Origin of the sequence: Rhodohalobacter sp. (assembly GCF_041686455.1) — a bacterium.
GTDB lineage: Bacteria > Bacteroidota > Rhodothermia > Balneolales > Balneolaceae > Rhodohalobacter.
Genome location: NZ_JAWLDW010000081.1, coordinates 1 through 12,415, shown reverse-complemented (window position 1 = coordinate 12,415; position 12,415 = coordinate 1). Strand labels below are relative to the sequence as shown.

General features: G+C 43.6%; 7 protein-coding genes. 2 read left to right on the top strand and 5 right to left on the bottom strand.

All coding sequences use genetic code 11. The features are described from left to right. Positions 1 to 66 precede the first annotated feature (66 nt). The 4 genes from ACESM0_RS09710 to ACESM0_RS09695 all read right to left on the bottom strand — a co-directional run bounded on the left by ACESM0_RS09710 (position 67) and on the right by ACESM0_RS09695 (position 7,714). Positions 67 to 2,553: a S9 family peptidase gene (locus ACESM0_RS09710; protein WP_372905969.1), complete on the bottom strand. Its 2,487-nt coding sequence runs from the start codon at positions 2,551 to 2,553 to the stop codon at positions 67 to 69. A 171-nt stretch (positions 2,554 to 2,724) separates the two neighbouring features. Then, a complete protein-coding gene (locus ACESM0_RS09705) occupies positions 2,725 to 3,216 on the bottom strand; it encodes a DUF4843 domain-containing protein (RefSeq protein WP_372905967.1) in 492 nt (163 codons plus the stop codon). A gap of 43 nt (positions 3,217 to 3,259) precedes the next feature. Beyond that, the gene (locus ACESM0_RS09700) at positions 3,260 to 4,651 is read right to left on the bottom strand and encodes a RagB/SusD family nutrient uptake outer membrane protein (protein WP_372905965.1); all 1,392 of its coding nucleotides are present in this window, start codon (positions 4,649 to 4,651) and stop codon (positions 3,260 to 3,262) included. A gap of 42 nt (positions 4,652 to 4,693) precedes the next feature. Further along, positions 4,694 to 7,714, bottom strand: coding sequence for a SusC/RagA family TonB-linked outer membrane protein (locus ACESM0_RS09695; RefSeq protein WP_372905963.1), 3,021 nt, complete (start codon positions 7,712 to 7,714; stop codon positions 4,694 to 4,696). A 399-nt stretch (positions 7,715 to 8,113) separates the two neighbouring features. Between ACESM0_RS09695 and ACESM0_RS09690 the strand changes: the two genes are divergently transcribed. Both ACESM0_RS09690 and argS read left to right on the top strand, forming a co-directional pair. After that, a complete protein-coding gene (locus ACESM0_RS09690) occupies positions 8,114 to 8,671 on the top strand; it encodes a hypothetical protein (RefSeq protein ID WP_372905962.1) in 558 nt (185 codons plus the stop codon). Between the two features lie 137 nt (positions 8,672 to 8,808). Continuing rightward, a complete protein-coding gene (gene argS, locus ACESM0_RS09685; protein ID WP_372905960.1) occupies positions 8,809 to 10,443 on the top strand; it encodes an arginine--tRNA ligase in 1,635 nt (544 codons plus the stop codon). Between the two features lie 651 nt (positions 10,444 to 11,094). On the opposite strand, the gene tnpA is transcribed toward argS, so the two are convergent. Then, positions 11,095 to 11,541 (bottom strand): IS200/IS605 family transposase, encoded by a 447-nt coding sequence (gene tnpA / locus ACESM0_RS09680; RefSeq protein ID WP_372905958.1) that lies wholly within the window; start codon positions 11,539 to 11,541, stop codon positions 11,095 to 11,097. Between the last annotated feature and the right edge of the window lie 874 nt (positions 11,542 to 12,415).

The window sequence follows — 12,415 nt, the reverse complement described above, 5'->3', positions numbered from 1 at the left end:
AAGTTAGTATTATCAAAAAAATAGTAAGCATCCCTCTGCTAAGGAGGGATGCTTGAATTCATCATATCATTTTACATGAACATCCAGCCAGTCGACCCAACGGGTCCACATGTCAAGCAGGGTCTCTTCGGCAGCCTGTCCGTGAGCTTCATGCGGATACATGTACATGGCGGCTGTTTTTCCAATTCCATTCAGAGCATGGAACATTCTGCGTGAGTTCGTTGGCCAGGTACCAACATTCTGATCCTCCTCACCGTGATACATCAGCAAAGCTCCATCCAGTCTGTCTGCCCAGAAAATGGGTGACATCTGCATGTATCGGTCCATTCCACGCCACAGATCACTGCGTTCGCGCTGGAAGCCCAACGGAGTAAGTGTTCTGTTATAGTTACCCGCACCGGCAATTCCCGCTTTAAAAAACGAGGTGTGTATCATTGCATTGGATGTTCCGAAAGCACCATAACTGTGTCCCCCAATTGCCATACGGTGACGATCTATATAACCTTTGGCTTCCGAGCTATCTATCACAGCTGTACTGTTTTGAACAATGCTCCACACAAAGTTATCATTAGCTGTTCCCCGATCACCAACAATGGGCCAATCCGGTTTCAGAACTGCATAACCGGCTTTCGCCATAATGTCGGGCGTTCGAGTCCCAATTCTCGGATAGCTATTTTTGTTATGCCAGCGATTACTTTCGTTATAGTCTTCCTGATCATCGTACTCACGCGGATAGTGCCAGATTAAACCAGGCAGTGGTTCTCCGTCCCATTCCGGCGGCATCACCACCTCCATCCAGAATTCAATTCCGTCTGATCTCGTCACTTTAAACCGATCGCGCGGAGCTTGGGCAAGAGCTTCGTTATAATCCTGGTTTTCCGTCAGCTGAGTTCGTTCATTCGAATTCAGATCAACAAGCCAATAGTTCGGATACTCCTCCGGTGATTCGCGTTCAATAATAATCTGATCTGAATTTGCTGTCAGAATTGATTCGACCGATTCATAATAATCCTCTGAGCTTTGGAAAATTCGCTCACTCTCACCCGATTGAATTTCCACACGGTCAATAAACGGACGGGGAGCATTTTCCTCTACATCTTCAAAATATTCCGTGCCGCTTAGGAAAACATTCGATTCATCTTCGTTTAGTCGAACGGCCCACTCTCCGGAAGAAGATCGCTGATAGGAGAGATTACCGGGATTATCGTAAAAATCATCTGTGTCATATTTATAAATAGGATATGTATCTGATGTATCGGCAGCATACACGGCAAAAAGCTCTTCATCACCACTTCTTCGCTGGGTTATGAACAGAATTTCGCCATCAGCTGAGTAAGCCACAGATCGCATTTCACGTTCCGACTCATAGATCACATTCTGATCACCTTCACCAAATGGAGGCAACCACTGAATGACACGATCTGCAATTTTTGACTCTTCAGATTCTTCTTCCTCCTTTTCAGGTTTTTCCTCACCCTCTTCTTCATCCTCTTCGTCTACAGGTTTAACCAAAAGGCTGAGACCTTCTCCATCCGGCCTCCACTGAATATTTCTACGTCCGTTATCTTCCATGTACTCTTCATCCGAGTCACCCTCATTGGCTTCACTTGTACGAAGGGTTACAAGAGGCTCTCCATCCAGATCCCAAATCTCTTCCGCCCAGCCAAAACGGCTAACCGGCACAATGTAGGAAAACGGTTTTTGAATGGTTTGAACAACGACATGATCTCCGGAAGGAGCAGCATCTACATTTCGTATCATCGCAGGCGAACCGATATTTCTGGCTCTGCGATTTTGGGTATCAATCTTTGCCAGCTGGCCTGTAATGTAGTATTCCAATAGCTCTCCTTCGAACTTATCTTCCAACAGCGATTGATAGGTACGTAGTCTGTTATCCCCTTCTGAAGTTGATCGAACAATGAGCTCCGTTGGAGTTTCGGGACGCTGTGGTTCCGCTCCGCGATCCTCCGGAATCAAAACTGCAAAAATAGACCGGCTGTCTGAAGTCCATTCAAACGAACTGTTTAGCGTTGCCAGCAGCGGACGGCGGGTAATTTGTCTTGAATTCCCGGATTGAACATCTGTCACATAAATATGAGTCTCATTTTCGGAGTGACCAAGCCAAGCTATCTTTGAACCGTCGGGCGACCATTCCGGATTGCTGATAGTTAAATTATTTGGAACATTCAGTTCGCTGCGCTCTCCGGTTCTTGTATTCACAAGCTCTAAACCGATAGTTGCTCGTTGAGTAGTAAGGGAGCGGGTTCGGTTCGCTCTTCTATCTATTTGCAAACCCGCAATATTGTAGTGCGGCTTAGCAAATCTTGATAGAGGGGTAATTCCGGAGCGCTTGCGGTTAATGAAAAAGTTGCCATCCGTGCTTAAAGCATCAAGTGTTACATTCAAATGACTTGGAGCCAATATCTCTTCAGAAATTTCCTCCGGTGGGGTCAGATAACTCTCGTTAAAGTCTTGTGCATCTGCACTTGAAGCAAAAGCCGTAATCAATATTCCGAATATTAAAACCGGATTGAATAGTAATTTATGTTTCATAGGGAGGATGATTCGGTTAATAGAATAAGCAATGGTTAAAATGATGAACCTGACTTAATTAGTGGTGCTCATCATTTAAATCATACTACTTATAGCCTTTTTATAAAAAAAGCCACCCGGGTTATACCGGGCGACTTTTTCGATTTTTTAACATTTACATCAAGAAGTTCATTACGAATCTTTTTCAATTTCAAGACTCATATCCTTGAAGTTCACAGCAGCTTCCAGTTCAGGTCCATCCTGCAACTCCAGTATCGCGAAGTAACTTTCACCATCGGCAATGTTATCAGCCAGAATTCTGACCTCAACCGTACCAAAGCTACTGTTTGCAGGAATCACTACTTCACTGTTCAGAAGTTCGAAATGAGTCCCTGCAGTTGCATCTGTTTCACTAACAGCTACCTCTGCAGTTCTGTCTGAGCCTGTTTGAGCCCCGATAAGCTGCACCGTTAGTTCTACAATTTCAGGTTCAGTCTGTCCCGCGTCAAGTTCCGCTGTGTAAGAGAGCGAACTGCTTGCCGGATTTGGCCGAGCCCATTCTACCTGGTTTATATCATCCAGGTGGAATTGCGATGCGTGATCTTCAAACAAACCATCACAACCTGTGACCAGAAGCACGGCCAACAGTATGGATGTCAATTTTAGAGTGTTTTTAAATATCATAACTAAATAATTTTTAAATCTTTTGGTTTAATGATCTCAGCTATTAATAGCCGGGATTTTGATCCAGGTTTGGATTACTGTCCACTTCACTTTGCGGTAAAACCGAAAGGATTCTGAAATCATCATACGGTACCGGTTGAGCACCGACCTGTTTTGGAATATCCATAGCTCTCCTTTTCAGATCATACCACCGATGTCCTTCGAAACTTAATTCCCGGCGACGTTCAACCATTACTTCATCAATAATGGCATCTTTATCAGTAGATACAAAAGGTACTGTTAACCCACGAGCTGATTGAACTTCCTCAAGTGCATCCAGTGCTAATGTTAATTGATCAAGTTCAGCATGAGCTTCAGCCTGGATGAGATACATTTCCGGCAGACGAATAAGAGGTACATTATCATCAAACGGACCTGTAGAGCAATCCCACTTCAGTGTATACGGAAATCCGTCATTTGCTGTAGCAAACCAGTTGTTTCTATAATCCTCAGTATCATAAACATCTAATAGGTTTTCCGACGGAATAACATCAAACCAATGTTTCGGATTCGTATATGGACACAGCCCTGTATTTGATCCAAGACTCTCCTCAACCGGGTCTATAGACAGTTCCAAAATCGATTCGGGATTCGGAACTTCATAAAATGCACTGGTTATATCCTCTTCATTATCCAGAAGAGTTAACCCTGATGCAGAAATAGCTTCATCAGCATAGGTGATCGCCTGATCCCAATTTTCGAGATAGAGATGGAGTCTTGCCAGCAGTGCGTTTGCAGCAGCATAGTTGGAAAAATAGACACCTCTGTCATTACCTTCCAGTAATGTAAGTGCATCTTCCAGATCTTCTCTGGCTTGGTTGTAAACATCAACATTACTTGATCTGCTTCTCAAGTCAGCGTCGGTAACATCACGTGTAGGATCCGTACGGATAATCGCAGCTTGATCCCAGCCATTCACCTCTCGACCGGGCTCATACCCGTAAGTTCGTCCCAGATCGAAATAGGCATATCCCCGCTGAAACAGAGCTTCACCTTTCAGACGATCCCTCACTTCCTGAGCAACACCTTCCGTATTATCGGCACCTTCAATAACATAGTTTGTCTCATTAATGGTTAGATAAGCCGTATTCCAAAAGGTAATATGGGAACCTTGAGAATTTACTGCTTGCCCGTCGTATCGTCCTGAAGTAATCGGATGTTGATCAGTATTATCAGCTAATACGTCCGGAGCAAGAGTAATCTCCCGCCCATACCTAGCTGAACTTTGCAGTCGGTTATATACAGAGGTAAGAATCGCCTCTATCCCTTCAATATTCTCCTGAGCTACGTCAGGATCCACTGCTGTTGAATTTTCAGTGTCGAGCAAGCCATCACAACCGGCAAACAAGACAACTCCAACAACGATAAGAGTTATTTTTCTTAAATATTTTAACATATCAAATTTGTTTATAGGTATTAAAATTTTTGGCCTGTTTGCTTAGAATTTGATTTCCGCTCCAAATTCAAATGATCTTGGGAGTGGATAATTTGTCTGCTGCCGGCTAAGTACTTCCGGATCCAATCCTGGGTATTCTGTCCAGGTGATCAGATTTTCAGCTCTGGCAAAAATGGTCATAGAGTTCATGCGCATTCTGTTCGTTAAATCAACCGGAAGTTGGTAGCTAACATTAATGCTCTTGAGTCTGATGTAAGAACCATCAAACAGTCTTCTGTCTGACCAGAGATTATGACCTGTTCCTCCGGGGAATGAACTTAGGCTATACGCCTTAGGTACATCCGTGATATCACCGGGCTGCTGCCATCTTCTGAACATATCAGGTGACAGATTTCTACCTCTGTGAGGCGCCATATGGAAGTTTGAATACTGCTCATCCAATATTTTGTTACCGAATTGATACTGGAAGAAAACATCCATGGAAATCGGACCGTATCTGAACTGGTTGCTCCAGCCACCGTAAAAGTCGGGCTCTCGGCTTCCTGCCTTGTGGTAGTCGTCACCGCCAACAGAATTGGCTAAGTTGCCATCCTCATCAAAGAACAGTGCACGTCCATCTGCGGGGTTTACACCGGCATAGTTACGTACCCACCATTGGTGCCGTGGCTCTCCAACATAAATCCTGGAAGCTGAAACGCCGGGATCCCACATCCATTCCTGATCGCCTTCCAGCGCCAGTACTTCGCTTCTCTGGAACGTAATGTTGTATTCTGATGACCAAGAAAATTGACCGCGAGCGAACACAACGGCACCCAATTCAATTTCAAGACCTTCATTTCTAACAGCTCCTACGTTTTCAGTGATACTTGAAAACCCACTGTCATTTGGAAGGAATCGACTTAGTAGCAGATCCTCATTATCTACCCGATACACGCCAACGCTACCGTAAACACGATTGTCAAACAGAGCATAGTCAACAGCCAAATCTGTACTTCGGGCTGTTTCCCAACCGAGATCGGCATTACCCAATTGGTTTGGTCTTAAACCTGTCTCACCCTGATATGTACCACCGGAACCAATGAGTGCATGGCTTGCAAAATCACCAATACTCGCGTTACCGGTAATACCGTAACTAATCCTTGGCTTCAGTTCATCTATCCATGTAATATCTCGCATGAAATCTTCTTTGGCAGCATCCCAGGCTAAAGCACCGGAATAGAACAGACCCCACTGCTTATCATCTCCAAATCGGGAGTGGCCATCATATCTCAGATTTATACTGAGGTAGTACTTACTGTCATAGTTGTACTGCAGTCTACTAAACACACCGGCCGTTTTATACTCCGTTGTCCGACCAGACACAGCCGCTGCTACACCTGCCAGGTTTAGCTGGCCCAAGAGTGGGTTCGGTAACTCCTCACCGCTTGCTGCATGAAATCTGTAATCACGATGTCTGTACTCACCACCCAGCAATGCACTTACATTGTGTGCCTCGCCAAATGTTTGAATGTAATCGGCTACAACGTTACCGCTGTAATTCTGAGTTTCACGGGTTCTTTCATATACAGAACCGCCGTAGTTGTTATAGCGGGGAATTACAGGATTGCTGTACCTGCGGTCTCTTGAGAACCGAACATCAGCGTTGTACTGTCCTCTTACAGCTAAATTCTCATTGATTTCAAATGTAGCCGCAAGATTACCAATCAGTTGAAACTCCCGGCCAATTCGCTCTTCTTCGTTGGCCACCTGAACCATATTATAAAGAATGGCAGGAATATCCTGATTGTATGTCCCATCTTCATTATAAATAGGCGTGGTTGGCCGTCCTGTTACACCACCGTGAAAAGGACTGTTAATAAAGTTACCTCCACCTTCGGTCTGACCATTAAACTGGGATCTCGATAGATTAATTCTTGTTGAAAATGACAACCGATCAGTAGCATCGTGATCAATGTTGGAACGTAAACTTGCTCTGTCAAATGTAGAACTTATGACTGTTCCCTCATGATCTTCGTAGTTACCGGATATATAAAATCGGGTACTTTCGTTACCACCATTTGCCGAAAGTGAAAACCGGTTGTTAGATCCTGTTCGGGTCAAGGCATCGAACCAGTCGTAGGTTCCTACTTCATTTGGGTCACCATGACGATCAATGGCTACTTGTTCACCGGCTTCGCGGCTCAAGCCCCTGTCTTCCCATCTGTTGGCGTAAGCTTCCATCATGAACCTGACTTGCTCAGGCCCTGACATTAAATCATACTTGGTGTGAATATCACTCACTCCATACTTCATATTTGCAGTAAATTCCGTTTGGCCGGCACTACCTTGGGTTGTATTAACGATAACAACACCATTTGCGCCCTGAGCACCATAAATAGCCGTTGCCTCGGCATCACGCATTACATCAATCGATTCAATATCTGACGGATTGAGCCCCACCAGTACATTGGAATTAGACGTTGCTATGTCAGAACGGAATGTTTGTTCGAGTGGTACACCGTCCACAATATAAAGTGGTGCGTTCCCGGAATTAATACTGCCTGTACCTCGAATCCGAATGGTACTTCCAGCTCCCGGTTGTCCACTACCACCGACAAACTGTAAACCCGCAGATCTACCTTGTAGCGCCTGATCGGGAGTTTGAATAGCGCGTTCCCGGATTTGTTCAGATCGAACAGAGCTAATTGCCCCGGTAACCTCTCTTCTTTGTCGAATTGAATAACCGGTAACAACCAACTCATCCAATCCCATTGCATCTGTTGAAAGTTCAATATCGAGTTCAGTAACTTCACCCGCTTCTACAGTTACTTGCTGGGTATGTTCTACGAATCCAACAAATGAAACCTTCAGAGTATATGTACCGGGTTCCATCTCAACTATTTGAAAGAAGCCATCCATATCCGTGGACGCTCCCTGCATCGTTTCTTCAATCAATACTGTTGCGCCTGCTAAAGGCTCATCAGAATCTGCTTCTGTTACGGTACCCTCTACTCCTGTTTGAGCCATCACTGTAAATGGCAGAAAAAGTAGTAAGAATACACCCATCATGTATCTTTTAAACATATGAACTATTTTAAGTGACTGTTAGTTATTATGTATTCCATAAATATTACAGAAATAACGGCTTGGAAGGTTGACATAGCATTTCCCACTAAGATGAGTTATTGAGCAGTAATAGATAGAGAACACGCACATAAATAACGGTAAGCGCTTCCTAAGTTCAACCCCGATTGAGCCTTTTGCAAATTTTTACAAAAATCAATATTATTGTATTAAAATAAATTAATACAAATTTCTAATTTTTTTACATGGTTAGCTTATTACCATAACTCATTTTTTCCAGAAACTTCTCAGATTCATTTTTTACTATTTGCCGAATCTCAGGAACTTCTATTTTCACTTCCATTTCTTTCAAAAAAAGGGTACAATTTCAGTGAGTTAGCGTTCTAAAATAAACCCGCTATGCAGAAGATATCTGACTTTGTTTTTTCTTATCCGCCCAACCTTCAAGAGCTCGATCTTGCTACAATGGTGAGCATGTATCGAGATAGGGGTGAACCGCGGCGGGCCGCACCGGGAAAGTATCTGGCTTGTACGGTTAGCAGAAAACTACTTAAAGAAGCAAAATGGTGGTTTGGGTTATACTACAGCCAGACCGCCTGGGACGAACTTCTAACGAAAGGATCAGAGGGATATCCACTGACAGAATCAGAACTAAACCTCTTAGGGCTCATTGTTGTATCGGAAGAACCACCGCACAGAGAGTATGTGGAAAAAAATATCGGGATACTCCCTAAACTGGCTTACCTGATCGTAAACGATATTAAGCAGTTTGGATTTATTCAGGAAGATGAACACGGTTTTTTAACAGTATCTTCCAGGGGCGAACAAGCACTTCAGGGTATTGCCCGCAGAATTTATGGCAAAAGGTTTATGCCTGAAATGCTCCACGCCTTTCATCACGACCCATCACTTTCAAAAGGAGAAAAACCCGGAAGTGATCAAGCCACTCTTTTTTAAATACCTATTTATGGGAAGAAATGGGTCTTAAAAAATCATATCTTAAAATCTCATTAAAATTTAAGCTAATTCTTTAGTTTAAATCTGCTTCATATCAACTCTAAAAGCCAACCGGCTGCTGTAGGATACTCGTACTGATGGATCAATATCTGCAAAATGTCATTCAAAAAGCACTGCTAAAGATGGATCTGAGCGAAGATCAGATCCCTGAAATTGTGATAGAAACACCTCGCGACCTTTCGCACGGTGATGCCGCAACAAACGTAGCAATGCAGCTTGCCAAACCGCTGAGAAATAATCCCCGGAAAATTGCTGAACAGCTGGTCGACACACTGGATGTTGATCCAAATAAGGTAAGTGCGGTGGAAATTGCCGGACCCGGTTTTATCAATTTCAGGTTTGCAAAGAATTATCTCTATGATGAACTGATTGAGATTCTGAAAAAATCTGATCAATATGGAAAGTCTGCTCAACACAGTGAAAAGAAAGTGTTGGTAGAGTTTGTCAGCGCCAATCCCACCGGACCGCTCACGGTAGGTCACGGGCGAAATGCCGTTTTAGGAGATACCGTTGCACGTCTTTTAGAATGGTCGGGTGCAGATGTACAGCGAGAATATTACTTCAACAATGCGGGACGACAGATGCGCGTGCTGGGGCAAAGTGTCCGGACCCGATACCTGCAGATTTTAGGCAAAGATGCCGAACTCCCTGAAGGCGGCTATGAGGGGGGATATATTAAGGACATTGCCCAAAAGCTGATTGATCAGTATGGAGATTCATTAGCTGATGAAGGAGATGAATCCAAGTTTAAGCAGGAGGCCGAATCCGCCATTTTCGATGAAATTCGCAAGACTTTGGAGCGGATGAACATTGTGATGGACTCCTTCTTCAACGAAAATACGCTATATGAAGATGGCTCCATCGATGAAACCGTTGAGACATTCCGCAAAAAAGATGTGGCTTACGACAAAGAGGGAGCCGTTTGGTTTAAAACCACCGAGTTCGGAAAAGATAAAGACACGGTATTGATAAAAAGCACCGGAGAGCCGACCTATCGCCTGCCTGACATAGCCTATCACGCCAATAAACTGGACCGTGGTTTTGACCTCTGTATTGATGTTTTTGGTGCCGATCACATCGATACGTACCCCGATGTGATGAACGGCATCAGCGTTTTGGGCTATGACAAAACAAAAGTTGACGTGTTGGTTTATCAGTTTGTCACACTGGTAAAAGATGGCAAACCATTCAAGATGAGCACACGTAAAGCGAATTTTGTCACGCTTGATGAACTGATGGATGAAGTTGGCGAGGATGTAACAAGATTTTTCTTTTTGATGCGCTCACCGAATACACATCTCGAATTTGACGTCGCTCAGGCCAAAGAAGCCGGCGAGAAAAATCCGGTTTTCTATCTTCAATACGCCCACGCCCGAATTCAATCCATTCTTCGAAAAGTAAATGAAACTGCCAGCTTATCTGACGATGTTGACCTTTCACTTCTCAAGCATGAAGCAGAAGTTGCACTAATCAAAAAGCTACTTGGTTTTCCTGAGGCCATTGAGTTGGCTACCAAGCACCGCGAACCTCACCGGGTCATAACTTACCTGAATGAATTGGCGTCAGGCTTCACAACATTCTATCACGACTGTAGAATTTTAGGAGAGGATGAAGATCTGATGCAGGCCCGAACCGAGTTGGCAAAAGCGACCGCTCAAGTACTGGCAAACGGACTCTCTATTCTGGGAATTACCGCTCCGGATCGGATGTAATTCAAGACCTGTCAGGTTTTGAAAACCTGACAGGTCTAATCAGAATGGGGTTGAAAATGAATAGCCACGGGTGTAGCAGATAAAGTCTGCGCAACCCGTGGGTGAAGAACGAACAAGCCACCAGAACCCTGAAAGGGTTCAATACTACTCGGCCTAGATCAAATACTTCTCGTTAAAATCGATTTCGTGCTTCTTCAAAAGAGTTGTGAACTTCTCCCTATCTTACCAAAATTGAACCCCATTCGGGGTTCCCTCAAGAGATGTACTCAATTACCCCGATTTTCAATCGGGGCTAATGACATTCATCCGCCTTAGGCGGATTGTGATTGTGTTGAAACCGACTCGTTTGTGGACTTGGGAGAATGATCTATCCGCATTAGAATTTCTTTCGAATAAAAAGGCTCGTTGAATTGGAATGAATACTTTGTGAAGGTTTGACTTCAATAAAAGCATTTAGCCGGGGGTATGCTGGTAGGCCGATATACATTAAAGCAATACGAAACTGAGGGTTATTCAGTGAATATTCGCCAGTTGGCGAATCAAGGTCTTATACTGAAATAGGTTGACACAATTTAATTAGCCCCGACTGCAAGTCGGGTTGGAGGGAATTAGAGCAATGCAGAACCCTGAAGGGGTTCAATACTACTCGTACTACACCAAATATTTCTCGTTAAAATCGATTTCGTGCTCCTTCAGAAGAGATTTGAACTCCTGCTTCCAGCTCATCGTTTTGTGGTGATCTTCCTGATTTTTAATGTACTCGATCAGTCGAGGTTTATCCCGCACGTGATGGGTAAACGCACCATATCCTTTTTGCCAACCTTTGAATTTAGGAAACAAATTCTTCCTTTTGATAAAATCACTGCTGGCCAGTTTAATATCCTTAATCAGATTCGCCAGCGAAACCGAAGGGTGTAAGTGTATCAGGATATGAATATGGTTTTCAGTTCCGTTAATGCGGTAGAGATAACACCTATTCTTTTTGAGAATGCCCCAAATGTATTTGTAGAGCAACTCGCGGTGCGGTTTATCTAAATAAGGCACTCTGTTTTTTGTGCTAAAGACGATGTGATAGTGGATTTGGCGATAGGTACTCATAACATTAAAGATTGATTATTATAAAATAGAGTCTCTACTAAAATGGAACTCAAATTGTGGATTCCTTACAGAATTGAACCCCATTCGGGGTTCCCTCAAGAGATGTGCATGACACCCCGATTTTCAATCGGGTCTAATTACATTCATCCGCCTAAGGCGGATAGGGATTGTATTAAAACCGATTCGTATGTGGTTTTGGGAGAATAAATGGAGAATGATCTATCTGCATTGGAATTTCATTCGAATAAAAAGGCTTGTTGAATTGAAATGAATACTTTGTGAAGGTTTGACTTCAATAATAGCTTTTAGCTGGGGTACGCTGGTAGACCGATATACATTAGAGCAACCCGAAACTGATGGTTGTTCAGTGAAGATCCGCCAGGCGGCGGATCAATAAAAGTTTCGAATAGAGGCGGACAATCACGCTTTAGAGATCAAAGATAAGACAGCCTGGAAAACAGATAAATGCAAAGTTGATCTTTGATTCAAGTATTAGATGTATGATCGTGTAGGTTGCAAGATTCTTGTAAGATCAGGTTTACTCCAAGCTTCAGAAGCAAATGTAGTTGTTTTTATTGGAGAGTTGTCTCAATACGGATCCGCCAAACGGCGGATCAATCCGATTAGCCCCGACTGGAAGTCGGGTATAGAAATTTTTGAATATCTCAGAACCCCGAATGGGGTTCAATCTTTCCTATACCAAATTTTTTAATCCATCCCTTTCAGGGTTGCAGATTTTGTAGATTCTTAACATCCCGGGTTGCACCCGGGAGCTTAATCATGTTGCTTCCCTTCAGCAAGCTAAAATTAACTCGGTCTTAGTTTCGAAAAACAGACGATACCTTTTGTAAACTGATCTTCTACTTTAAAGCCG